Source organism: Pseudarthrobacter sp. 01T43, from assembly GCF_056398665.1.
Window position 1 is genome coordinate 1 of record NZ_JBFTPV010000029.1, and the last position, 22,175, is coordinate 22,175.

Here is a 22,175-nt window from a genome sequence, read left to right on the forward strand (position 1 = left end):
AATGAGCGACAACCCGGACGCAATCCGTTCAGACATTGAAGCAACCCGCGCCCGCCTGGGCACCAACGTTGACGCCGTGGCAGACAAAGTCACCCCGTCCAACATCGTCCACCGCCAAACCGACAAAGTCCGGGATGCGGTGTTCGGAGTGAAGGAGAAAGTCATGGGCACAACAGATGACCTCACCACCCGCGCCCACACCCGCACCGACCACGCCGGGAACGCCCTGCACGACGCCGGCGCCGCGATCGGCGACGCCCCGCACCAGGTCAAAACCAAAACCCAGGGCAACCCCCTGGCCGCAGGCCTGATCGCATTCGGCGCCGGAATGCTGCTCTCCGCCCTGATCCCCGCCACAGAAAAAGAACGCGAAGCAGCCGACGCCCTCAAAACCGCGGCCGAGCCCATGACCACCGAGCTGACCGAAGCCGCCAAAGACATGGCCCAAGGCCTCAAGGAACCAGCCCGCGAAGCCATGGACAACGTCCAAGCAGCCGCCACCGACGCCACCCAAAACGTCAAAGCCGAAGGCCAGGTAGCAGCAGCCGACGTCAAAGACCGCGCCACCGACGCCAAGGACAACATCCACAACACCTGAGCTCAACTAGATGAGTAAGTCCTATTACCTGGACCGGTGGGGTTCCTTTTAAAGTAAGGCGGAGAGTGTTAAACCCGGTATGTGAACCCCGAACTAAACACTCTCCTGACCACACTCTATGTCCTTCTCACCGACCGTGTCCTGCCTGATCTTGGCGTGTCACGGGACCGGCGGCCCGGGCGTAAGCCCGGGCTCTCGGATGCCGAGCTGCTCTGCCTGGTGGTAGCGCAGCAACTGCTCGGTTACTCTTCGGAAACCAGGTGGATCCGTTACGCCCGGACACACCTGACCGGGATGTTCCCCGGGATCCCGCAGCAGTCCGGCTATAACAAACGGCTCCGGGCCGCCGGGACGCTGATCTCCGCGACCATCACGGCCCTGGCCAAGGACACTCCGTCCTGGCACGACGTGCTCCGGCTGGTCGATTCCACCCCGCTGCCCTGCGGAATGTCACGGGAAACCGTCAAACGCTCCGATCTTGCCGGGCATGCCGGCTACGGCTACTGCGCTTCGCATTCCCGCTACTTCTGGGGCTTCCGCCTGTACCTGATCAGCACCCCGGAAGGGATGCCGGTCATCTGGGGCCTGGCGAACCCGAAAGTCGGGGAACGTGAAGTCACCCAGGCCCTGCTGGAAAAGGACCACCACTTGGTCCGCGCCGGCCAGGTCATCCTGGGCGACAAAGGCTTCGCCGGCAATGACTTCGAACGGTTCATCACCGACGATCTCGGCGCCCACCTCATCAGACCCGACCGTAAGGACGAAAAGCCACGCTTCGGCAAACTCGGCGGCATCAGGCAATGGATCGAGTCAGTCTTCGACACCCTCAAAGGCCAACTCACCCTCGAAAACCACGGCGGACGCACCGTGGACGGCGTCTACGCCCGGGTCGGAGCCAGGCTACTCGCCCTTGCAGCCGGCATCTGGCACAACTGGCTCACCGACGCGCCCCGCAAACGCTCCCTGATCGCCTACGACCACTAAATCCAATAGGACTTAATCATCTAGAGCCGTTCGGGGCCGTCCTTCCACTGGAAGGGCGGCCCTGGCTCATTTGTCGTCCGGGGTTGCCCCACCCTCAGTGACCACCGGGTTGGCGATCAGGTGGTCACGGTCAGCTGCGGACAGTGAGTCATCGTGCTGGCTGGCTGCGACGTCTTCACTCCCTACCGAACCAGCCCCGGACTCGGAATCCTCGTCAGGATGCGGGTCGTCCTTGTGGCGGGCTTCCTGCAGATGGTGCTCAAGCTTTTCCTCCGCGTCGCGGCGGCGTTGACCCACTGTCCGCATTTGCTGCGTCGTCGGCGCCACGTGCGCGTGCTGGTGCGGGCCATGGTCCTGAATGCTGTCAACGTAATCTTCGCTCATACAGAAATCGTCCCACTGTATTCCAGCGCCGGGAAGGCAGTCTCACGCGGGGAGCAAGACTGAGGGAGGCCGCCGTCGAACATTTTTCGCGCCAATGTAGGTAGACTGGTCTACCTACATTCCCGTGAGTGAGGACCGGCCATGACGGCGAAGCAAGGCGTAGCGGCAACCCGACCCTCCCGAAGGCCAGCACGGGAGGCGCTGCTCGAGGCGGCGGCCAGGCGGTTCTACGCCTATGGCCTGACCGGGACAGGCATCGACACCATCACAGCCGAGGCCGGCGTGGCCAAGAAGAGCCTGTACAACAACTTCGCATCGAAGGCCGACCTGGTGACGGCCTACCTGTACGCCCGGCATGAGGAATGGCTTGGGCTGTACCGGGCGAGGCTGGATAATGCAACGACTGCGAAGGACCGCGTGCTGGCCGTATTTGACGCCTACGCTGACCACGCCGGCCTCGCATACGAGCACGGCTTCCGCGGCTGCGGCCTGCTGAACGCTGCCGCTGAATTACCCGCCGGTGACCCCGGGCGCGTGGTGGTCCGGCGGCACAAGGAGCAGGTGGAGGCATTCCTGGCCGAGCACCTGGCTGAACTGCCGGCGCCGGCGGGGCAGGCCGTTCCCCTCGCCCGGCATCTGGCCTTCCTGCTCGAAGGTTCCATGATCCGCGCCGGCCTGGAAGGTGATGATCGCTGCGTCCTGGAAGCCCGCGGGATCGCGACCACGCTGATCGGCGCCCTGTGAAGACGACGGATTTCCACGGCGCCACCAGGGGCGCGCTGTTTGTGCTCGCCGCGTCTGTCCTGTGGGGAACCACCGGGACGGCCGCCACTTTTGCGCCGGACGTGAGCCCGCTGGCGATCGGTGCGGTGGCCATGGGCTTCGGCGGCCTTCTCCAGGCGGCGATTGCGGCGCGGCCCATGAAGGCCTACGGCCCCAGCCTGCGGAGCCGGTGGCGAACGGTGGCCCTGGGTGCGCTGGCCGTCGCTGCATACCCGCTCGCCTTCTACTCGTCCATGCACTTAGCCGGGGTCGCCGTGGGGACGGTGATATCCATCGGGTCGGCGCCCCTGGCATCAGCAATCATCGAGCGCTTTGTGGACAAGAAGCCCTTCACCCGCCGCTGGGTTGGCGGCGCCGTACTGGGCATGATTGGCGCGGCACTCCTATGCATCGCCGACGCCGGCAGCGCAGATTCCGCCGTGGCCGCGGCGCCGGGATGGTCCACTCCCGCAGGCATCGCGCTGGGGCTTGTGGCCGGACTGACGTACGCCCTATATTCGTGGGCGGCGCACCGTGTCATTAACACAGGCGTGCCATCACGGGCAGTGATGGGCGCGGTCTTCGGAGCCGGCGGCCTGTTGCTCATGCCGGTACTGGCGGCCACCGGGGCGCCTCTCATCGGGTCCTGGCAGAACGTGGCGGTGGGTGCATACATGGCGCTCGTCCCCATGTTCGCCGGCTACGTCCTGTTCGGCTGGGGCCTGGCCCGAGTCCGCGCCAGCACGGCCACCACCCTGTCCCTTTCGGAGACAGTGGTGGCGGCCGTCCTCGCTGTGGTAGTGGTAGGAGAACGCCTACCTGCGCTGGGCTGGCTTGGCGCCGCGATGATCGCAGCCAGTCTGTTCGTTCTGACGCTTCCGGCGCCGCGGTTCCGGAAGCCGGCGGCCGGGAGTGAAGTGATGCCCGACGGCGGCGCCTCCTCCCAGCCCCGGCCCGAGTCTGTGGCGGCCCGGGCGGCTACGCCGGAGTGATCAGGCCGCCAGCGGCGCGTCGAACAGCTGCTCGGCGAGCCGGATCAGGTGGCCGGGGGCGTCTGATTCGTGTCCCCGGATCCCATGGCCGAGGAACACCGCCGTCCCGTTGAGGGTGTCGTCCAGGGCGATTCCCGCTTCGCGGGCGAGTACTTCGGCCCGCACGTTCTGGGGCAGGCGGCTTCCCTCGTCGTTCAAGTAAACGTGCCAGTCTCTGCTGGTGATGGACTCGATGTTTCCTGCAACCAGCTTCTGCAGTGCTTCCATGTCCGTGTCCACGGTTTCGATGCGCACCGGTTGCGTGAGGTGGGCAGGGACGATCAGGGCATTAAAGGTGGTCTTCATGGTCATGTCCTTGTGACTGAAACGTTGATCTCAGTTGCGGCCTCAAGTGGCAGCGAGAAGTGGGTGGCGGGCAGCCGAGTGGGTCTAGGAGTCGCGCAGTCGGCTGCCCGCGGTATATCAGCGCTGGTTTTTGCGCGGCTTTATGAACTGAATTTCGCTAGTTTCAGTTTTAGCTCGTTTTTCGGCTCGCTTTTCGAGAATTGACTTTCCCGCTTTTTTGGAGCTGCCACTCTTGGGCGATTTTCCTGACATGTGGAATCACACCTTTCTATGCTGTGTATCTACCCGATACCATACACACTTATATTTTTTATGCCAGTTTCCGAAAAAAGCCCGCAGGAGTGCCAGGAGGGCCTCCAGCAGTGTCCAGGCTGGCCCGGCACGGGGTTTCTACCGGCGTTCCCGTCGGCGCTTGGTGGCCACCATCACGGAATTTCTCATTTCCCGCACAACCGCCGAATGGGAAATGTTCCGGCAATTTTCCGCTGGGCAGAAAATGCAAAACTTCCGCCCAACGAAGTCCAACTGGAGAAACCTGCCGACCGCCGAACCGATCTGCGTCCCCTGGCTCACGAAGGCCACGCCGTTCCCCGCGAAGGGCTGGTTGCTCAGCGGCGAATAGGCAAACCAGAAGGGGGCGTTGGCGTTGCTCCACGCGACGAGGCCACCCACCACCACCGCCACGAGACCCACTATGGGCAGTACGGCAGCTGGGAACCGGGCAGGCTTCGGCACGTTACTTTCGCCGGATGTGCTGTTGTTGTCCCCCACGCAGACGAATCTATCGGGCCCTTAGACGCGCCCCCCTTGCAGGCCCGGTTGCGTCGGTCGGCATTTGAACTCGGCGAATGTGAGCCTCGGACCGGAGCTCGTATTATGCCGCGAGTCATCGGCCCCTAAAAATATTCCGCGACCGAGAGATCCGGACGGGCGCCCCAGATCAATATGCCATTCCCTGCGCTACGGTTAGCAGCACCAACATTTTTCAAGGGGGACTAATGGAGTTTGCAGAAAAGCTTTCAGCGATTGCAGCAAAGGTGCGCCAGCAGCCAGATGTGATCCAAACGGAAGAAGCGACAAAGAATGCCTTCGTAATGCCCTTCATTTCCACAATCCTCGGGTACGACGTCTTCAATCCCCTGGAAGTCGTCCCGGAGTTCATAGCGGACGTGGGGCTCAAGAAAGGCGAAAAGATCGACTACGCGATCGTCAAGGATGGCGAAGTACAGATCTTGATCGAGTGCAAAAAGTCCACGGAGCCAGTCAAGATCGAGCATGCGTCCCAACTGTTTCGGTACTTTGCCGTCACCAACGCCAGGATCGCAATCCTCACCAACGGAGAGGTGTACCAGTTCTTCACTGACCTCGACGCGCCAAACCGCATGGATGCCAAGCCGTTCCTTGTGCTCGATTTGAGTGACATCGATGAGTCCCTCATTCCGGAACTGCAGAAACTGTCCAAAGACGTCTTTGACCTCGACTCGATCATCAGTGCCGCGGGTGAATTGAAATACATCGGGGAACTCAAAAGGACCCTGGCTGCGCAATTCAAGGAGCCCGAGGATGAATGGATCAAGTTCTTGACGCGTCGGGTGTATCAGGGCCCCTACACCCAAAAGGTCAGGGAACAGTTCACCGCCCTTGTAACAAAGGCGTCAAAGCAGTTCCTCAACGACCAAGTTAATGAACGTCTGAAGAAGGCCCTCGGAGCCCCGGGTTTTCCGCAGAATGACGATTCAACCGTGGCTGCCAGCGTCACCAGCGCACCAGTTGCAGAGGCCGATCTGGCCGAGGCGGATGGCCTGGAAACAACATTGGAGGAAATCGAGGGCTACCAGATAATCAGGGCCATTGTCTGCAGTGAGGTCAAGCCAGCCCGCGTTGCGCAGCGAGATGCCAAGTCGTATTTTGCGGTGCTGCTGGACGACAACAACCGCAAACCCATCGCACGGCTGCATTTCAACCGCACCCAGAAGTACCTCGGAATATTCGATGACAACAAGGAAGAGACTCGAGTCCCGATCAGTTCGCTGGAAGAAATCTACGAACACACCGAAGCCCTGCGCGCAAGCGTCAAGAGCTACCTGTGAATGCGCCAGCAGGACACCTCGACAAACTGCCCTGAACACGGGGGTGTGGCACGACGGCGGCGCTTCCCGCCGTCGTGCCCCTGCGTTTGGTGCTGCCCCCCTGTGTCCCGCGCGCAGCGATCTCAGGCAGCTTTACAAAGTCGCGGCTTCTTGCTCCGCCAGCCTGATCATGCGAAGTTCGTCCTCCACCGCGCGGGACGGCCAGTAGTCTTTGGCCAACTCATCCGGCCGGGTCAGATCCGCTTCGGGGAAGAGCTTGCCGAGCTGTCCGGCCGCCTGCAGCAGGGCGATCAGCACTATGGTCCTGGGCTCGGGCGCCCTGGAACCAGGCGTGGCAGTGGCGGCCCCGGCATCAGTCTCCGTAGTATCAGGGGCCTCGAGATCCGACGGTGCACCGCTGAGTGCGGCGCGGATCTTTTCCAGGAGCGCCGCCTCCGGGGCGTGGTCCTTCTCGGGGTATCGCACGGCCCGGAACCGACTGAGGTGTTTTTCCCCGACATGCTCCACGATGCCCAGTGACACCAGCCCCTCATAGACGCGATGCACTTCGGCACGGCCCTCCAGCATGGAGACCCACGTCTTGGGGGTGTGGGGCCGGGATTTGTCCCGGATGAGGTCCAGCTCGTGCTGGAAGTCCGTTGTTGGGGCAGCGCCGGTGACCCTGACGTGCTTTCCCTGCAGCTCAATCGCACCGAGCAGGTCCAGCTCTGCCAATATTGCGCCAGCCACCGTGGTTCTGAGCGCAAACACCGGCACTTCAGGTTTGCCGACTTTGTCGTTTGTGGCCAAAAGCAGGAAGGCCTGGGGAAGATTCAGCTCCGCCGCGCGAGGTGTTTCAGCATCCATAGGATCATGGTGGCGCAGTTGGGCAGCCACCACAATGAGAATTTAGGCGGCCGTGAGCACCGGATGCTCAGCGGTCAGCCCGCGCCCTGGCCTTCGCGGGCCGTCTCCTCCAGGAGCCTGGCTGTGGGAGCAGCCGTCATCAGCTGCCCTATGACCTCCGGCTTGTCCCACACGTCGCTGCGGAGCCGTTCCAGAAAGGCGTTCGCAGCATCCTTGGTGTCGAAGTCAAGGAGGACGGCCACGTTGTTCTGGTCCTCCGTATCCCGGAACAGGCGGACAGACCTGGCGCCCGAGGCGGCGCGGCCTGCAGGATCGGTGTCGAATACTTTCTTGAAAGCCTCGTAGTCCCGGACCGGATAGCTGATCTGCAAGGTGAACATCGTTGTTCCTTTCCTTCGGGCTGTGTCAGGCCAAAGATAGACCTTCCAGCGTCATCCCGGTAGGGCCGAAGGGCGGCCGCGCTGCGTTGTCCGTCCGGCCTATGTTCCCGGCCCCTCCACCCGGAAGATGGAAGCAGATCACCTTGTTTTGGTGCGCCGTCCCTACAGCGCCGACCAGCCGCCGTCGGACGCGAGAATGGCGCCGTTGACGTTGGTGCCGTCGTCGCTGAGCAGGAAGGTGATCGATGCTTCGAGCTGAGCGGCGGTGGCTGGCGCGGGGATGTTGGCCTGCATCAGCGGGCCGAGGCGTTCGGCGGCCAGCTGCGATCCCCAATCGGCAACAATGTTGGTGATCGTGGCGCCCGGAGCCACTGCGTTGAAGCGCAGGCCCTTGGGCCCGTACATCACGGCCGAGTTCTTGGTCAGGCCAACCACGGCGTGCTTTGACGCGGTGTAGGCGGCGCCGGCGGCGGAACCGCGCAGGCCGGCCTCGGAGGCGACGTTGACCACGGAGCCCGTGCCGGCGTCGAGCATCAGCGGCACCACGGCGCGGGTGAGGCGCATGAGGGCGGTGACGTTGATCCGGAAGACCCGGTCCCACGTGTCATCGTCCACGTCGTGAATCGGTGCGAACTTGTCCATGATGCCGGCGACGTTCGCCAAGGCGTCCACGCGACCGCTGGCGGCGGCGACAACGGCGGCCACCGCCTCTTCGGTGGAAATGTCGCCGGCCACCGGGATGAGGTCCAAGCCGGCGTTCTCTTCCACGAGGGCGTCGAGGCGTTCCTTGCTGATGTCCGCGGCGATGACGCGGCCGCCTTCCTTGGCGACGCGCAAGGCGGTGGCCTGACCAATGCCCGAGCCGGCGCCGGTGACAATGACTGTCTTGCCCGCAAACCGGCCGCCGGTGGTGACTTCCTGCCATGACACTTCGTTGCCCATGATGTCCTTCCAGACGTTGCTGACGGTGATGCGTCCACCTTATGACACGCTGTGTCATTATGTAAGGGTGAATACTGCCGGAATGCCTTTGGAGACCGGGCCGACCGACGTTCCGCGGCCCGCAGGGCGTCCGGCGACGATTGATCCCGACGCCGTGGCCGCCATCGCGTTCCGGCTGTTCGCCGAGCGCGGCTACGAGCAGACCTCCATGGAGGACATCGCGCGCGAGGCGGGAATCGGGCGCAAGAGCCTGTACCGGTACTTCTCCAGCAAGGCCGAGCTCATCTGGGGCGGGATGGAGTCTGTGATCGAGGCGTCGGGCCGGGTTCTCGAGTCGGCGAGCGCTGGTGGCGCGTCCGACGGCGGCGTGCTGGCGGGGCTGCGCGCGGCGGCTGTTGCGGGGGTTGCTGCCATTCCGGATTTATCCGTGACGCGCGGGCGCCTGCGGCTGATTGCCGAACACCCCGAGCTGTCCAGCCGAAGCTACGAATCCCTGGCGCCGCAGCGCGAGCGGGCGCGGGCATATCTGGTTGCGGCCGGAGTTGGCGAGGACGCTGCCGGGTACCTGTGTGCCGCGTATCTCGGGGCGACGTTTGAGGCCTGGATGCGGTGGGCCGCAGGTACCGATCTGGATCCGGTGCCGTATTTGGTGGCCGCTGTCGGCGTGCTGCAGGCGCCCTGAGACCCGGACCGGGTGCCGCGGCACCTCACCCCAGGAACGTGCGGTGGATGTCACTGCCGTAGCGGCGGATGATGTCCCGTTTGGCAGCTTGGAAGGCCTCGAGGTCCGCGGCGTGGCCACGCTGTTCCACGCGGCGCCTGGCCAGTTCGTCGGAGATCACGTCCAGGAACAGCTCTGCGAGCAGGAGGCGGGCGGAATCCCGGAAGCGGCCGCGGCCGTCGACGTACAACTGGACCGTGGGCGCGGCGGTGTTGATGATGACCATGCGCTCCCCCGCGCTGTAAACGGCACGGTCCGCGCTGTTGTGCAGATTACGGAAGTCGTAGCCGGTGAAGAGGTCGACGCCGTGGTCCCGGCTCGCGCGGTGGACCTCGCGGTGTGCCGCGGTCTGCGTCGCCTCAGTGGCGGCGGTGGCGTGGTGCGGCGGTTGGTCGGCGCTGCGGCGGGAGGCGTGCTCAGCGATGACGATTTCGCAGAGCGCCCAGTAGTCGCCGGCCCGGACGGTGATCTCGCCCCGGTCGTCAGACTGTCCGCCGGTCACGGTCCACTCAAGCCGCCGCGTCTCCCCCAGGGCATTTATGGGGACGGGGGAAGGAGCGGGTTCAATCCGCATCGAGCCGGGCAGGCCCATTTCGAAGGTGAGCGTCCCGCCGTCGGGCAATTGACCTGGATCCAGCAGCAGCGCGATATGGAACGGATGCCCGGGCGGGCGGTAGTAGAAGGGCGTCGTGAACCGCAGGGCCGCGGGTAAGTCCTCGGCCGCCGTCGTGCCGTCCCTGTTCAGGAGCGCCGGCGCCGTCTCCAGCCCCAGGTCGACGACGGCCGCCTCGCTCATGTGCTGCAACAGGTGCTCGATCATCTCGGCTGTGCGCCCGGAGGTGGTGGCGCGTTCCAGGTGCGTGAGCGTCTCCTTCTCGGCCTGCACGGGACCGGCGATCATCTGGCTGACGGCCCGGGAGAATGCCGCGGCGAAGGGGTCCTTGAGATTCAGGCCCTCCCGCTCGTCGCTGATGATTGCCTTGCCGCGGCCCAGCATGTCTGTCAGCGCAGGACACCGCACGGTGCCGAAAAGGTATTCAGTGCCCACCTGGTTCTCATACTCGAACAGCTGGCAGTCAAGCACGGCCATGCCCGATTCGACCAGCAGGCCGGCGGTCCGTTCGTCTCCCCTAAGCGTCAGCTCCACACCCTGGGCCCGCTTGAGCGTGACCGTGAACGGATACTCCTCGCCGGCAACGCTGAAGCTGCCGGGCTGGTCGGGGCCGACGAGCACGGTGGCCGGGGGCTCTTGAAAGCGGATGCTGTCACTGCCGTAATCGTCGGCGCCGGGGCGTCCGTGCACCAGCTCCACGTCGCGCCGGCCCAGCACATCCCGCAGGTAGATGTTGTCCGAGAGCGACTGCAGCAAGGTGGCGTGCTGGGTAATGGTGACATGCGGATTGTCGACGACGATCGTCACCCGGGTGCCCTGCCCGGCTGCGTTTTGGGTGCCGTCCCGTGCGGCGTCCGGTGCCCTATCCGCGGGAATCCCGAGCCGGGCGTAGTCCGCAGGGAACGCACGGCGGTCCGTGCCGTCGTCGTCGTACAGGTAGCCGCCGTTCTCGCCGCGGAAAACGTCGATGCGGGTGAACCGGCCGTTCAGGATGGTTTCGATCCAGCCGTGGCCCAGGCCGAAGATGGCCTGCTTGAGTCCGCGGCCAAAGTACCCGCGGCCGGTACCCTCGCCGCGGGAGAGCGGGCTGTGCGCGCCGCCGTAGCTGAGGATGCGCCCGGCCTGTTCGAACGACATGCCCTCTGCCTGGTCGCTGACCGTCAGCACTGCCCCGGCGAGGTGGCGTTCGTAGCCGACGCGGATCCCGCCGGTCACTGCCGCGCCTGTTTTTTCCAGCCGGACGTAGCTGTCATCGCTGTTCGTGATCAGCTCCACCAGCGCTTTCTCCACCGACGCGAAGCGACGCGAGTCGATCCCGATCACGCGCTGGTCCACTTGGATTTCAGCAACCGTCATGGTGATTCCCTCGCTCCCTTAGCCGCGAAAGTAGTACTCAGGGGGCCTCGGAAACGCCGATCTCCCCGACACCTCCGTCGTTAAGAGGGGCCCCTGCCGTATCAGCTCCGGACTCACTCATAACTTATGGTGGCCGGTCGGCATGGGGCCGTCAATGACCATGGTCCCGGCGCGCACGGTTTACCGACAACGCCCGAGCCTCAGACACCGGAGTCAAGGAGGCCGCCCGCGTTCTTGTAGTTCACGCCGATGAGCGGCTGGAAGTCCGGCTTTGGCGTGCTGTTCATTGCAACGGGCCACTGGGGCCGCTCACCGGTGAGGGTCCAGGCCGCCTGCACGGCCGCCCCCCGCGCGACGTACTCGCCGGGGCTGGGGATCACCACGGGAAGGTCAAAGACCTGCGCCGCAATCTTCTGCACAGCCGGGTTCTGCACCGCACCGCCGATCAGCAGCAGGCGACGTGCTGGCACTCCCAGTTCACGCAGCGCGTTCATACCCCCGGACAGTCCGCACAGCATGCCTTCGACAGCTGCCCGGGCGATGTTGCTGCGGGTGGTGGATGCGATGCTGAGGCCATGCAGGCTTGCTTTCGCCTCCGGCAGGTTGGGCGTACGTTCACCCTCGAAATAGGGCACCAGCACCACTCCCCCCGCGCCGGGCTCCGCGTCCAGCGCCAACCGGGCCAGGCCGTCGAAATCGACGTCCAGCAAACCGGCCATGGAGCTGAGGACCCTGGCCGCGTTCAGCGTCACTGCAATGGGGAGGTAGCCCCCGCTCGCGTCGGCGAACCCCGCAACGGTGCCGGTGGCGTCCATGCAGGGATCGGCCGTGACCGCAAAGACAGTGCCGCTGGTTCCCACCGAGACCACGATATCTCCGGGGCCGATGTCCAGGCCGAGCGCGGCTCCCGCGTTGTCGCCGGCTCCGACGCCAACCCGGATGCTGCCGCCTGCGGAACCGGCACCGGGGCCGGCCGCGGACGCGCTCCCGCCGTTCACGGCGAAGCAAGCTGGATGAACCTGCCCGGCCGTAGCACCGGGGCCCAGGACCCGCGGCAGGACAATGATGCTGCCAGGCCCGTCAGGACTCCCGGCTTCACGGGCTTCCCGTCCGAAGGCCAGCTTGAACAGTTCCAGGTCATAGGCGCCGGATTCCGGGCTCCAATAGCCCGTGCCGCTGGCATCGGACCGGTCGGTGGTCAGCTCCTCAAGATCTGGGCCCAAGGGGCTGGATGCTGCAGGACCAAAGCCGCGCAGACGCCACGTCAGCCAATCATGCGGCAGCGCCACGGCGGCAACCTGCGCCGCAATCTCCGGCTCGTGGTCCCGGACCCACCTGACCTTCGTGGCTGTAAAGGAGGCCACAGGCACCAGGCCTGTCCGCAGGGCGTACTCCTTTTCGCCTACCTCGGCGATCAGCTGGGCCGCGGCTGCGGCGGACCTGGTGTCGTTCCACAACAGCGCCGGGCGCAGAACAATGCCGTCCCGGTCCAGCAGCACCATTCCGTGCTGCTGGCCCGCGATGGAGATCGCACTGACGTCGCCCAGGCCGCCGGCGTCGTCAACGGCCTCCGCCAAAGCCCGCCACCAATGGTCCGGATGGACCTCGGTGCCGTCAGGGTGCCCGGCACGTCCCTCGCGGACGGGGGCGCCGGTTTCGGCGTCGGCGATGAGGACCTTGCAGCTTTGGGTTGAGGAATCCACCCCGGCAACGAGGTTCACGGGAACATCCATCACGGTATTAGCGGGCCCCGAGCAGGTGCTCGATGAAGAGCTGCTGGAGCTTCACAAAACCAAAGCCTTTGCCACCGAAGTAGGCATCGGCGTCGAACTCTTCGTAAGCGGACTTGTCCGCGAGCAGCTGCTCGTACCCTTCGCCCGGGTTGAGCGTGGGCTGGTTGATCTCGGAAACCCGGGACGCCTCAAGGGCCGCCTGCACCTCCGGATCCGCGCGGAAGGCCTTGGCCCGCTCCTTCAGCAGCAGGTAAGTCTGCATGTTTGCCGCGGCGGAGTCCCATACGCCGTTGATGTCTTCGGTGCGGCTGGGCTTGTAGTCGAAGTGGCGCGGTCCGTGATAGGCCGGGCCGCCGTCGGGGCCGCCGTTTTCCAGGAGGTCCACGAGCGAGAAGGCATTCTGCAGGTCGCCGTGGCCGAAGACCAGGTCCTGGTCGAATTTGATGCTGCGCTGGCCGTTGAGGTCGATGTGGAACAGCTTGCCCTGGTACAGGGCCTGGGCGATGCCGTGGGTGAAGTTCAGCCCCGCCATCTGCTCATGGCCGGTTTCCGGGTTGATGCCCACGAGCTCCGGCCGTTCCAGCGTCTCGATGAACGCCAGGGCGTGGCCCAGGGTAGGAAGGAGGATGTCGCCGCGGGGTTCGTTCGGCTTCGGCTCGATGGCGAAGCGGATGTTGTATCCCTTGTCGGTGACATAGTCGCCGAGCAGATTCACGGCCTCGCGGTAGCGTTCGAGCGCGCCGCGGATGTCCTTGGCGGCGTCGTACTCGCTGCCTTCGCGGCCGCCCCACATCACAAACGTCTCCGCACCCAGCTCGGCTGCCAGGTCGATGTTTTCCAGGACCTTGCGCAGCGCGAAGCGGCGCACACCGCGGTCGTTGCTGGTAAAGCCTCCGTCCTTGAAGACAGGGTGGCTGAACAGGTTGGTGGTGACCATCGGAACAACCATTCCGGTGGCTTTGAGGGCCCCCGTGAGACGGTCGATTTCCCGCTGCCGCTCGCCGGCCGAGCACCCGAAGGGGAACAGATCGTTATCGTGGAAGGTCAGGCCGTAGGCACCGAGGTCGCTAAGCCGGTTGACGGCTTCGACCGTGTCCAGCGGCGGCCGGGTGGCGGACCCGAACTGGTCCTGGGCCTCCCAACCCACGGTCCAGAGGCCGAAGGAAAATTTATCTTCACGCGTGGGCTGAATCGTCATTGAAATGCTCCGATGCTAGGTGGCTGCTACGTGGGGGGAAGAACGCCTCAGGGCGTCCCGAACGAATATGTTTCGATAACAAACATATTCGTTCTTCCTGTGATGTCAAGCACTTATTTCCAACTTGCGTTACGGACTTTTCGTAGCATTCAAGCCATCGCCCTGTTATGTTTGGCATCACACCAAATCGCGCCATGAAGCCAGACCCGAAGGACGAGAGCCCCCGATGCAGCAGCTAGTGACCGAACGTAACTGGGCCGGCAACCACACTTACCGGGCTCCCGTCATTGCCCATCCGGCCAGCCTGCAAGAGCTGCAGGAGCTGATCCTGCGCGCAGACCGCGTCCGGGCGCTGGGATCCCGCCATTCGTTCAACGACATCGCGGACACCAGGGGAACGTTGGCGGTCCTGGACCGTATGGCCGAAGACATTACCGTGGACCCGCTGAACATGGCGGTGACCGTCGGTGCGGGGACGCGGTACGGGACCCTGGCAGCTGAACTTAACCGGCGCGGTTTTGCGCTGCATAATCTGGCTTCCCTGCCCCATATTTCGGTTGCCGGAGCGGTGGCGACGGCGACGCATGGCTCGGGCGATGCCAACGGCAACCTGGCCACCGCTGTCGCAGGACTGGAGATGGTCACCGCTGACGGCAACATCTTCGCCGCGCGCGAAGGGGATGAAAACTTCGAGGGCATGGTGGTGGGACTGGGGGCCCTGGGCATCGTCACCCGCCTCACCCTGAAGATTGAACCCACGTTCGAGGTCAGCCAAACGGTCCATGAGGGCCTCGACTGGGATCAGGTCCTGGAGGACTTTGATGAGGTAACGGGTTCCGCATACAGCGTGAGTCTGTTCACCGACTGGAGCGGGACGACGGCGCAACAGGCCTGGCTTAAGAGCCGCGCCGGCGATCTGCGGCCTGGCGGACGCTCACCCGGCTTCTTCGGTGCAGTCCCCGCCACGCAGGCAAGGCATCCACTTCCCGGCGTATCCGGCAGCAACTGCACACAGCAGCTCGGCATTCCGGGGCCCTGGTCGGACAGGCTGGCCCACTTCCGCATGGAGTTCACCCCGAGCAAGGGCGATGAACTGCAAAGTGAATACCTGATCCCGCGCGAGCATGCCACGGACGCCATCCGAACCATGAGGAAGCTCTCCCACATCGTTACCCCGCTGCTGCTCGTCGGTGAAATCCGCACAGTCGCGGCAGACCAGCTCTGGCTGAGCCCGAACTACGGCCGGGACGGCATCGGCCTGCATTTCACCTGGCGCCAGGACCAGCCCGCCGTCCAGGCCGTGCTTTCCCTGCTCGAAGCCGAGCTCGCCCCCTTCGCAGCCAGGCCCCACTGGGGGAAGCTGTTCAACTCCCAAGCCGCCGCCATCAGGCCGCTGTACCCGCGCATGGACGACTTCATTGCCCTGGCGGACGGCCTGGATCCCGCCGGCAAGTTCCGCAACGATTTCCTCAACCGCACTATCTTCGGGAACGGCCAGTCATCCTGATGATCACGTCCCAAACCCGTTCGTCCCCCGGATCAACGCTTTCCACCGCTTCGGCGCAGGCGCAGGCGCAGGCGCAGGCGCAGGCGCTGCCGGCCGGCGAGCCGGACCCTTCGAGGCGGAACAACCTGGCCTTGATCACATCCCTTGTCCACCACCACGGCGTCCTCAGCCGGGCGCAACTGACCCGGCTGACCGGGCTCAACCGATCAACAGTGGGAACCCTGATCGGCCAACTGGGCGCCTTAGGGCTCGTCTACGAGACGCCGCCCTCCGGCGGAGCCCAAGTGGGCAGGCCCAGCCCCGATGTGCACCCGAGCCCATCCACGGCCGCACTCGCCGTCAACCCCGAGATCGACGCCGTGACCATCGGACTCGTGAGCCTTGGCGGCAAAGTCCAAAAGAAGGTCCGCTTTGCCACGGATCGGATTCCTACAGCCAGGGAGGCCGTTAACATCGCCGCGGCCGTCATCGAGGGCATGCGCACCGAGCTTGAGGCGTCTTACCGGATAACGGGGGTCGGCATGGCCGTGCCCGGGCTGGTCAACCGTGCTGACGGCGTCGTTCGGCACGCCCCACATCTGGGCTGGCGTAACGAGCCCGTCGCCAGCATGCTCAGCGAAGCAACCGGCTACCCCTGCCAAGCCGCCAATGACGCCTCCATGGCGGCAGAGGCTGAGCTGATCTTCGGTGCCGGCGCCGGCACCGAGAACCTTATCTACCTCAACGGCGGCGCGAGCGGCATCGGCGGCGGCGTGATCTGCAACGGCGTGCTGCTGCGCGGCACCTCAGGTTACGCGGGAGAGCTCGGCCACTCCTTCGTCCGGACAGCCGGGGGCACCTGCCACTGCGGCGCCACCGGATGCCTTGAAACCGAGGTCTCCCAGTCCCGGCTCTTCGACCTTGCCGGGCTTTCCGGCGGAGACGCAGCCCAGCTGGAAGAGGCCCTCAGAAAAAGCAGCAACGCCGGAGTGGCTGAAGAAGTGGCGCGCCAGCTCGACTACCTCGGAATAGCCTTGCGCAACGCGGTCAACATTTTTAACCCCGAAGCGATCGTGCTCGACGGGTTCCTGGGCATCCTGCACTCCCTCTCCCCCGGAGCGCTGGAGAACCAACTGCTGTCCCAGGCCCTGGACGGGCCAGCCAGCCAAGTGCGTATCTATCGGGCAGAACTGGGCACGGACCTGATGATGCTCGGAGCGGCCGAACTGGCCTTCACGCAGTTTCTGGCCAACCCCGCCAGCGTCGGCACCCTCCCATATCCGGCCAATCACACCCCCCTAATGAGTAGCGCTATCCCTCCACAGCGTGGATGCGGAAGGCAAGGGAATGGGACTGGCCGGATTCCAGGGCAATAAGGTCCTGGCCGGAGTTAAACGCGTCAGGCGGGCAGGTCATGGGTTCAACCGCCAGCCCGTTCCGGCCACGCAGCTCTCCGGAATAGAGCTGAACCCAGGGCGCCTCTGTTCCGCTGGCTTCCAGCACTGCCGCAAGCTTCAGGGCGGGGTTGCGCAGCATGACGTTCCATTTCCCCTGAGGGAGGGCCGTGAAGGCGTGATCGAGCGACTGGGCAGCCAACACCCGGGGCTCGGAGAAATCGAAGTCCGTATCCGAGGTTTCGAGGAGGTCAGTGGGCTGGAGATTTTCATCTGTCAGGAGCACTTTGCCGGCCCTGAAGCTCAGTTCACAGTTGGAGATGTTCCCGCCGCCCACGGTGATGTAGGGGTGGGAGCCGCAGCCGTAGGGGGCGGCTGCCGTCCCGCAGTTGGCCGCACCAAGTTCGATGTGCAGCCCCGTGCCTGCGTCCAGCGCGTAGCGCGCAGAGAGCGCGAGCTGGAACGGATAGCCGGGTTCCCCATGGAGCAGGTGGGTCAGCACCAGTTCAGCGTCTGAGCGCTGCTCCACGTGCCATTCAACCCAGAGCGCAAGCCCGTGCAGCGCACTGCAGGTAGCCGCCTCGTTCACCGGAAGCTCGTAGCGTTGGCCGGCGAAGATGTAGGCGCCGCCGGTCACCCGATTCGGCCAAGGCATGAGGACCTTTCCCGCGTAGGCGGGCGGCAGTTCGTCCGCGGGGAAGGGCAGTACGATGTCCTGGCCTTGAAAGGACAGGCTCACCAGGCCTGCTCCTACGGTGGCGACGGTGGCCTTGTAGTCCCCCGCCTCGAGGGTGATCAGGCTTCGGTTGGGCGTGACGATGGGTGACATGGCGCGTTCCTTTCAAGAAAGTGCTTCCCAGCGTTATTAAGCCCCCGCGGGGGCGGCTGTGGAGTCACGGACGACTACGTGGGTGGCCAGTTCGACGCGGTAGGCGTCCAGGACCTCCCCGCGGGCCTGGCGGAGCAGTGACCGCAACGCTGCGCGCCCCATCTCCTCCAGCGGCTGGGCCACGGACGTTATCGCCGGGATGGACTGCTCGCCTTGGATGGTTCCGTCGAAGCCAATGAGGCTGATGTCATCGGGGATCCTCACTCCGTGGCGGCCTGCTTCAGCGAGCACACCCAGTGCGATGCTGTCGCTTCCGGCGAAAACGGCCGTAGGCCGCTGATCAAGCCTCAGCAGTGCCTTAAGCCCCGCGACTCCGCTCTCCCGGCGGAACCTGCCGCCGGAAAAGATGTACTGGGGATCCACCTGTAAGCCTTGTGCCGTCAGGGCGGCCATATAGCCGTGCAGCCGCGCCTGGTTGCATTCGGCCTTCTCTATGCCGCCGATGTAGGCGATGCGCCGGTGGCCTAAGCCCAGCAGATGTTCTGTGGCGGCCTTGCCGCCGGCCCAGTTCGTTGCTCCTACGCTGACCACGTCAGCTGGCGGCGGATTGAGCGGGTCGATCACAACGACGGGAATATGGCGGCGGCGGAACGCATGCAGTTGCGCCTCACTGAAGGCGGAGGTCACCACGATCATCCCGGCCCTGCCCTCGTCTATGATGCGCTGGGCCCGACGCTCGGGGCTGTGCCCCTTTGAGGCCGGCGGTCCGGTGACGCTCACCAGAATTTCCACATCGTCAGCTGCAGCCAGCTGAAGTATCCCGCTGAGGACCTCAACGGTATAAGCAGAGTCGAGCACGTCGATGACCACCTCAACCACCGTGCTGGCCTTGGCAGCGGACCGTCGCTGCACAGGCGACTGATACCCCGCCTGCTCCAAGGCGACCAGAATGCGGGCCCGGGTTTCCGGCGCTACATCTTCACGCCCGTTGACCACCTTCGAAACTGTCGGCGCAGACACCCCAGCCTGGAGGGCGACGGCAGCCAGGGTAGTTTTTTCGGGCCGAGCGCTTGTAGCCAAGGGATAGTTCCGTTCTTTCGAAATATTTCGTAGGTCTTATCTTGCCGCTCATCCCACCTCCGGTCAATAGAAGCTGAGCAACTGCATGCATAAGAAAGAAGATGCAGCCCTTGACTGTGATCCGGCTCACCGCTAGATTTACCTCACCGGTCGCAAGTTTTCGAAATATTTCGAAAGGACTGTAGTGCGACCCCAGACCAGAGTGATGTGGGCATTCCGCCTCGAAGCAGACAGCGAAAGTCCACTTCACACGTTACCGGGACCCAGCGTTGAGCCCGGAAGATGAACGGAAGCGAAATGAAAATTCGAAAGTTGCGCTCGGCAGCCTTGGCAATTTCCGCCGCAGGAATGGCAATCAGCCTGGCCGCCTGCGGTTCTGCGGGTCCTGCCGGTTCAAACGTCAGCAGTGACTCGGCCGCCATGTGGGGTCTCACCGGCGGCAACCAGCCCGTCCTGCAGAAGTCTGTGGATGACTGGAACCAAGCGAATCCGGACAAATCGATCAAGCTCGACTTCTTCGCCAACGACGCTTACAAAACCAAKGTCCGGACCGCCGTCGGTGCCGGCCAAGGCCCCACCTTCATTTATGGCTGGGGCGGCGGAGTCCTGAAGTCGTATGTCGACGCCGGCCAGGTAGACGACATGACCAACTTCCTGAAGGACAACCCGAAGGTCAAGGACCGCTACCTCCCCTCAGTGCTGAAGAACGGCGAGGTGGATGGCAAGACCTACGCACTGCCAAACAACAACGTCCAGCCGGTGGTCCTCTACTTCAACAAAGAAGTATTCGACAAGGTGGGCGCCCAGCCCCCGAAGACCTGGGACGAACTGATGGCCCTCGTACCGAAATTCAAGGAAGCGGGAATTGCCCCCTTCTCGCTCGGCGGCCAGTCAAAGTGGCCGGACCTGATGTGGCTTGAGTACCTCGTTGAGCGCATCGGCGGCCCGGAGGTCTTCGCAAACATCGCCGCCAACAAGCCCGGAGCATGGTCCGATCCTGCCGTGACCCAGGCACTGACCAAGATCCAGGAACTGGTGGACGCCGGCGGGTTCATCAACGGTTTCTCGTCCGTTGCCGCTGACAGCAACGCCGACCAGGCCCTGATGTACACCGGCAAGGCAGCCATGATTCTGCAGGGCGGCTGGATCTACCAAGGCATGAAGAAGGATGCCGCGGACTTCGTCAAGAGCGGCAAGCTGGGCTTCACCACCTTCCCAACCGTTGCCGGCGGCAAGGGGGACCCCGCCAACGTCGTCGGCAACCCGTCCAACTTCTGGTCCATCTCGGCCAAGGCCACTGATGCCCAGAAGAAGGCGGCCCTGGACTACGTCAAGGACGGCATGTTCACCGACGCGAACACTGACGCTTTGATCAGCTCGGGCGCCGTGCCTGTGGTGCAGGGCATTGAAAGCAAGCTCGCAGCCTCGCCGGACAAGGACTTCCTGACCTTCGTCTACGGAATGGCCAAGAATGCCCCCAGCTTCACGCTCTCCTGGGACCAGGCCCTCAGCCCGGCGCAGGGCGACGCCATGCTGTCTAACCTGGACCAGATCTTCCTGAAGAAGATCAGCCCGGAGCAGTTCGCCAGCACCATGAACGCCACGATCGGAAAGTAAGAGACCATGACGGCTCTTGGTTCTTCTCACCGGGGGGTCCGCGATGCGGGCCCCTCGGGGTGGCTCGCGGCCCCGGCCCTGATCTTCTTCCTCGCATTTGCTGTTATCCCGCTGATCGGCGTCGTTTTCCTCAGTTTCACGAGCTGGAACGGACTGAATGAGATCAAGCTGGAAGGCCTGTCCAGCTGGACCACGGTCCTGACGGATCCGGTGACGGGCAATGCGCTGGTGGTGACAGCAAAGATCATGTTCTTCTCGTTCATTGTCCAGGCACCGGTCAGCTTGCTGCTGGGCGTCTTCACGGCCGGCGGACAGAAATATCGCGCGGCCCTCGCAGTCCTCTATTTCCTGCCGCTGCTGCTCTCGTCTGCAGCAGTCGCCATCGCCTTCAAGGCCCTGCTTGACCCCAACTTCGGCCTGGGCCCCGGGTTCAACCTGCCCATCCTGGCCCAGGACTGGCTCGGTAATTCCGACTTGGTCCTGTTCGTGGTGGTCTTCGTGATCGCGTGGCAGTTTGTCCCGTTCCACACCCTGATCTACCAAGGCGGCGTACGCCAGATCCCCACGTCGCTCTACGAGGCAGCCGAAATCGACGGCGCAGGACGATTCCGCCAGTTCTGGAACATCACGCTGCCCCAGCTGAAGTACACCATCATCACGTCTTCCACGCTGATGGTGGTGGGCAGCCTGGCCTATTTCGACCTCATCTTCGTGCTCACCGGCGGCGGACCCGGTTACAGCACCCGGCTGCTTCCGCTGCACATGTACCTGACAGGTTTCAAAGCCAATGACATGGGTGCTGCGAGCGCCCTCGGCGTCATGCTCGTCGTCATCGGCCTGGGACTGGCGCTCCTGCTGCAGCGACTGGGCGGCAAGAACCGCAACGCGAGCCAATTGGAAGGTGCCTGATGGCGTCCACGACACAACTCCCGATCCCCCCGTCCCCGACCAGGGGCAGCATCGCCGCACCACCGGCGCCCCGCACCAAGGGCCCCGGACGGCAGCGTCCAAACCTTCTCGGCGGACTGGGCGGCTGGCTCTGGCTCGCGGTCATCATCATCCCGATCTACTACGTGGTGATTACCAGCTTCAAGAACCAGGCCGGGTTCTTTACCTCCAACCCGATGCTTCCGGCTGCGGAGCCAACGTTGGACAACTACCAGCTGGTGCTGGACAACGACTTCGTCCGGTACTTCACCAACAGCCTTATCGTCACCCTCGGCACGGTGCTCCCTGCCCTGCTGGTGTCCTTCATGGCCGCCTACGCGATCGTCCGGGGCAAGAGCCGGTTCCTCAGCCTGACGAACAACCTCTTCCTCCTTGGCCTCGCGATCCCGCTGCACGCCACCATCATTCCCATTTACTGGATGATCACCAAGGCCCACATGTATGACACCTTGCTGGCGCTGATCCTGCCGTCCGTGGCCTTTGCCATCCCGGTCAGTGTCCTCATCCTGTCCAATTTCATGCGGGACGTCCCCAACGAACTGTTTGAGTCGATGCGGCTGGATGGCTGCTCGGACTGGGCCATGATGTGGCGCCTTGCCCTCCCCATGACCAAGCCGGCCGTCATCACCGTGGGCATCTACAACGCCCTGCACGTGTGGAACGGGTTCCTCTTCCCGCTGATCCTGACCCAAAGCCCCGCAACCAGGGTCCTGCCGCTCTCGCTCTGGACGTTCCAGGGAGAGTTCAGCGTAAACATCCCGGCCATTCTCGCGTCCGTGGTCCTGGCAACCCTCCCCCTCCTGGTGGTTTACGTCGTGGCCCGCCGGCAGTTGCTCAGCGGCCTGACCGCCGGTTTCAGCAAGTAACACCAGGATCT

At 64.2% G+C, this 22,175-nt stretch carries 22 protein-coding genes; 12 read left to right on the top strand and 10 right to left on the bottom strand.

Features of this window, described 5'->3' with window-relative positions; translation table 11 throughout:
* Window position 1 precedes the first annotated feature (1 nt).
* Together AC1DIM_RS18045 and AC1DIM_RS18050 are read left to right on the top strand one after the other, a co-directional pair.
* Window positions 2–598, top strand: a complete 597-nt coding sequence (locus tag AC1DIM_RS18045; protein WP_477711877.1) for a DUF3618 domain-containing protein — start codon at window positions 2–4, stop codon at window positions 596–598.
* 81 nt (window positions 599–679) lie between these two features.
* Window positions 680–1,582, top strand: a complete 903-nt coding sequence (locus AC1DIM_RS18050; protein WP_477711878.1) for an IS982 family transposase — start codon at window positions 680–682, stop codon at window positions 1,580–1,582.
* Between the two features lie 66 nt (window positions 1,583–1,648).
* Here AC1DIM_RS18050 and AC1DIM_RS18055 read toward each other — a convergent pair whose 3' ends face one another.
* Window positions 1,649–1,966: a hypothetical protein gene (locus AC1DIM_RS18055; protein ID WP_477711879.1), complete on the bottom strand. Its 318-nt coding sequence runs from the start codon at window positions 1,964–1,966 to the stop codon at window positions 1,649–1,651.
* Window positions 1,967–2,107: 141 nt separating this feature from the next.
* Between AC1DIM_RS18055 and AC1DIM_RS18060 the strand changes: the two genes are divergently transcribed.
* Both AC1DIM_RS18060 and AC1DIM_RS18065 read left to right on the top strand, forming a co-directional pair.
* Entirely contained in the window at window positions 2,108–2,710 is a 603-nt protein-coding gene (locus AC1DIM_RS18060; protein WP_477711880.1) for a TetR/AcrR family transcriptional regulator, read from the top strand.
* Entirely contained in the window at window positions 2,707–3,720 is a 1,014-nt protein-coding gene (locus tag AC1DIM_RS18065) for a DMT family transporter (protein ID WP_477711881.1), read from the top strand. Before AC1DIM_RS18060 ends, AC1DIM_RS18065 begins: the two co-directional genes overlap by 4 nt.
* Here the strand turns inward: AC1DIM_RS18065 and AC1DIM_RS18070 are convergent, their stop codons facing one another.
* A complete protein-coding gene (locus tag AC1DIM_RS18070) occupies window positions 3,721–4,065 on the bottom strand; it encodes a DUF3846 domain-containing protein (protein WP_477711882.1) in 345 nt (114 codons plus the stop codon). It abuts the gene before it with no gap.
* 412 nt (window positions 4,066–4,477) lie between these two features.
* Here AC1DIM_RS18070 and AC1DIM_RS18075 point away from each other — a divergent pair, with 412 nt between their 5' ends.
* A complete protein-coding gene (locus tag AC1DIM_RS18075) occupies window positions 4,478–4,687 on the top strand; it encodes a hypothetical protein (RefSeq protein ID WP_477711883.1) in 210 nt (69 codons plus the stop codon).
* 376 nt (window positions 4,688–5,063) lie between these two features.
* Window positions 5,064–6,155 (top strand): type I restriction endonuclease, encoded by a 1,092-nt coding sequence (locus AC1DIM_RS18080; protein WP_477711884.1) that lies wholly within the window; start codon window positions 5,064–5,066, stop codon window positions 6,153–6,155.
* Between the two features lie 132 nt (window positions 6,156–6,287).
* Here the strand turns inward: AC1DIM_RS18080 and AC1DIM_RS18085 are convergent, their stop codons facing one another.
* The 3 genes from AC1DIM_RS18085 to AC1DIM_RS18095 all read right to left on the bottom strand — a co-directional run bounded on the left by AC1DIM_RS18085 (window position 6,288) and on the right by AC1DIM_RS18095 (window position 8,323).
* On the bottom strand, window positions 6,288–7,001 hold the full coding sequence (locus tag AC1DIM_RS18085; protein WP_477711885.1) for a GOLPH3/VPS74 family protein: 714 nt from the start codon (window positions 6,999–7,001) through the stop codon (window positions 6,288–6,290).
* Window positions 7,002–7,075: 74 nt separating this feature from the next.
* Entirely contained in the window at window positions 7,076–7,381 is a 306-nt protein-coding gene (locus AC1DIM_RS18090; RefSeq protein ID WP_477711886.1) for a hypothetical protein, read from the bottom strand.
* 162 nt (window positions 7,382–7,543) lie between these two features.
* Window positions 7,544–8,323: an SDR family NAD(P)-dependent oxidoreductase gene (locus tag AC1DIM_RS18095; RefSeq protein WP_477711887.1), complete on the bottom strand. Its 780-nt coding sequence runs from the start codon at window positions 8,321–8,323 to the stop codon at window positions 7,544–7,546.
* Between the two features lie 67 nt (window positions 8,324–8,390).
* Here AC1DIM_RS18095 and AC1DIM_RS18100 point away from each other — a divergent pair, with 67 nt between their 5' ends.
* Window positions 8,391–9,005 (top strand): TetR/AcrR family transcriptional regulator, encoded by a 615-nt coding sequence (locus AC1DIM_RS18100; protein WP_477711888.1) that lies wholly within the window; start codon window positions 8,391–8,393, stop codon window positions 9,003–9,005.
* A gap of 25 nt (window positions 9,006–9,030) precedes the next feature.
* On the opposite strand, the gene AC1DIM_RS18105 is transcribed toward AC1DIM_RS18100, so the two are convergent.
* The 3 genes from AC1DIM_RS18105 to xylA all read right to left on the bottom strand — a co-directional run bounded on the left by AC1DIM_RS18105 (window position 9,031) and on the right by xylA (window position 13,944).
* Entirely contained in the window at window positions 9,031–11,013 is a 1,983-nt protein-coding gene (locus AC1DIM_RS18105) for an ATP-binding protein (protein ID WP_477711889.1), read from the bottom strand.
* Window positions 11,014–11,213: 200 nt separating this feature from the next.
* A complete protein-coding gene (locus tag AC1DIM_RS18110; protein WP_477711890.1) occupies window positions 11,214–12,734 on the bottom strand; it encodes a xylulokinase in 1,521 nt (506 codons plus the stop codon).
* Window positions 12,735–12,753: 19 nt separating this feature from the next.
* The gene (gene xylA / locus AC1DIM_RS18115) at window positions 12,754–13,944 is read right to left on the bottom strand and encodes a xylose isomerase (protein ID WP_477711891.1); all 1,191 of its coding nucleotides are present in this window, start codon (window positions 13,942–13,944) and stop codon (window positions 12,754–12,756) included.
* Between the two features lie 226 nt (window positions 13,945–14,170).
* Between xylA and AC1DIM_RS18120 the strand changes: the two genes are divergently transcribed.
* Together AC1DIM_RS18120 and AC1DIM_RS18125 are read left to right on the top strand one after the other, a co-directional pair.
* Complete coding sequence (locus tag AC1DIM_RS18120) at window positions 14,171–15,451, top strand: FAD-binding protein (RefSeq protein ID WP_477711892.1); 1,281 nt, start codon at window positions 14,171–14,173, stop codon at window positions 15,449–15,451.
* A complete protein-coding gene (locus tag AC1DIM_RS18125) occupies window positions 15,451–16,806 on the top strand; it encodes an ROK family protein (protein ID WP_477711893.1) in 1,356 nt (451 codons plus the stop codon). The genes AC1DIM_RS18120 and AC1DIM_RS18125 overlap by 1 nt, the downstream gene beginning before the upstream one ends.
* Here AC1DIM_RS18125 and AC1DIM_RS18130 read toward each other — a convergent pair.
* Together AC1DIM_RS18130 and AC1DIM_RS18135 are read right to left on the bottom strand one after the other, a co-directional pair.
* Window positions 16,742–17,653 (bottom strand): aldose-1-epimerase, encoded by a 912-nt coding sequence (locus tag AC1DIM_RS18130; protein WP_477711894.1) that lies wholly within the window; start codon window positions 17,651–17,653, stop codon window positions 16,742–16,744. The genes AC1DIM_RS18125 and AC1DIM_RS18130 overlap by 65 nt on opposite strands.
* Window positions 17,654–17,689: 36 nt before the next feature.
* Window positions 17,690–18,733 carry a LacI family DNA-binding transcriptional regulator gene (locus AC1DIM_RS18135; protein WP_477711895.1) on the bottom strand — a complete coding sequence of 348 codons (1,044 nt, stop codon included), beginning with the start codon at window positions 18,731–18,733 and terminating at the stop codon, window positions 17,690–17,692.
* Window positions 18,734–19,030: 297 nt separating this feature from the next.
* On the opposite strand from AC1DIM_RS18135, the gene AC1DIM_RS18140 reads away from it, so the two are divergent.
* The 3 genes from AC1DIM_RS18140 to AC1DIM_RS18150 are packed head-to-tail and all read left to right on the top strand — an operon-like array spanning window position 19,031 to window position 22,164.
* Window positions 19,031–20,350 (top strand): extracellular solute-binding protein, encoded by a 1,320-nt coding sequence (locus AC1DIM_RS18140; protein WP_477711896.1) that lies wholly within the window; start codon window positions 19,031–19,033, stop codon window positions 20,348–20,350.
* A gap of 6 nt (window positions 20,351–20,356) precedes the next feature.
* Window positions 20,357–21,259, top strand: coding sequence for a carbohydrate ABC transporter permease (locus AC1DIM_RS18145; RefSeq protein WP_477711897.1), 903 nt, complete (start codon window positions 20,357–20,359; stop codon window positions 21,257–21,259).
* Window positions 21,259–22,164, top strand: coding sequence for a carbohydrate ABC transporter permease (locus AC1DIM_RS18150; protein WP_477711898.1), 906 nt, complete (start codon window positions 21,259–21,261; stop codon window positions 22,162–22,164). Before AC1DIM_RS18145 ends, AC1DIM_RS18150 begins: the two co-directional genes overlap by 1 nt.
* The last annotated feature ends 11 nt before the right edge of the window (window positions 22,165–22,175 follow it).

Excerpts from the sequence above, each read along its gene's own strand:
- AC1DIM_RS18045 (WP_477711877.1), top strand. The coding sequence starts at position 2 with ATGAGCGACAACCCGGACGCAATCCGTTCAGACATTGAAGCAACCCGC.
- AC1DIM_RS18055 (WP_477711879.1), bottom strand. The coding sequence starts at position 1,966 with ATGAGCGAAGATTACGTTGACAGCATTCAGGACCATGGCCCGCACCAG.
- AC1DIM_RS18060 (WP_477711880.1), top strand. The coding sequence starts at position 2,108 with ATGACGGCGAAGCAAGGCGTAGCGGCAACCCGACCCTCCCGAAGGCCA.
- AC1DIM_RS18070 (WP_477711882.1), bottom strand. The coding sequence starts at position 4,065 with ATGAAGACCACCTTTAATGCCCTGATCGTCCCTGCCCACCTCACGCAA.
- AC1DIM_RS18080 (WP_477711884.1), top strand. The coding sequence starts at position 5,064 with ATGGAGTTTGCAGAAAAGCTTTCAGCGATTGCAGCAAAGGTGCGCCAG.
- AC1DIM_RS18085 (WP_477711885.1), bottom strand. The coding sequence starts at position 7,001 with ATGGATGCTGAAACACCTCGCGCGGCGGAGCTGAATCTTCCCCAGGCC.
- AC1DIM_RS18090 (WP_477711886.1), bottom strand. The coding sequence starts at position 7,381 with ATGTTCACCTTGCAGATCAGCTATCCGGTCCGGGACTACGAGGCTTTC.
- AC1DIM_RS18095 (WP_477711887.1), bottom strand. The coding sequence starts at position 8,323 with ATGGGCAACGAAGTGTCATGGCAGGAAGTCACCACCGGCGGCCGGTTT.
- AC1DIM_RS18105 (WP_477711889.1), bottom strand. The coding sequence starts at position 11,013 with ATGACGGTTGCTGAAATCCAAGTGGACCAGCGCGTGATCGGGATCGAC.
- xylA (WP_477711891.1), bottom strand. The coding sequence starts at position 13,944 with ATGACGATTCAGCCCACGCGTGAAGATAAATTTTCCTTCGGCCTCTGG.
- AC1DIM_RS18120 (WP_477711892.1), top strand. The coding sequence starts at position 14,171 with ATGCAGCAGCTAGTGACCGAACGTAACTGGGCCGGCAACCACACTTAC.
- AC1DIM_RS18125 (WP_477711893.1), top strand. The coding sequence starts at position 15,451 with ATGATCACGTCCCAAACCCGTTCGTCCCCCGGATCAACGCTTTCCACC.
- AC1DIM_RS18130 (WP_477711894.1), bottom strand. The coding sequence starts at position 17,653 with ATGTCACCCATCGTCACGCCCAACCGAAGCCTGATCACCCTCGAGGCG.
- AC1DIM_RS18145 (WP_477711897.1), top strand. The coding sequence starts at position 20,357 with ATGACGGCTCTTGGTTCTTCTCACCGGGGGGTCCGCGATGCGGGCCCC.
- AC1DIM_RS18150 (WP_477711898.1), top strand. The coding sequence starts at position 21,259 with ATGGCGTCCACGACACAACTCCCGATCCCCCCGTCCCCGACCAGGGGC.